At 43.8% G+C, this 514-nt stretch carries 1 pseudogene; it reads left to right on the forward strand.

Features of this window, described 5'->3' with window-relative positions:
- Window positions 1-186 (forward strand): annotated as a pseudogene (locus R7Q11_RS29465) (spermidine acetyltransferase); the annotation flags it as partial.
- Between the last annotated feature and the right edge of the window lie 328 nt (window positions 187-514).

Raw genomic sequence — 514 nt, forward strand, 5'->3', positions numbered from 1 at the left:
TTACGCAAAATCTACCTATTGGTTGCGGTTGAGAACGAAGTTGCCATCCATCTGTATAAAAAGTGCGGCTTTATTGAGGAAGGCCATCTTATCGAAGAGTACTTCATTAATGGCAGCTATCGTGACGTGAAGCGCATGTACGTTTTGAAACATCAATACCAGAAGAGTATTGAAGAACAATCGTAAGCCGATTGAACGTTATCACTGGCGTTAATTCATGCTGTGCTATCTCTCGCATTGCTGCTTGAGAATTTCCTCAGTATTCATCGCTGAGCAAGGGCTGAAATAATGTCAGTGACACGCTCGAATCACAGGCTAGCTTGTGTTGACGGACTGGACGTCACAAACGCATTAGCGCTGTGTTTCCATTATTCAAATTGATATTGGTACGATACCGCAACACGCTTGTCTGCTTCATCCAGATAGGTGTTGTTGTCCATGACAAACGTCATTACGTTAAAGGAGTGGCGTTTGTTCACAAGGTAACCAAGGCCGATACCACCAAAGAAGCCTT

The sequence above is a fragment of the Vibrio sp. 970 genome (assembly GCF_033339075.1).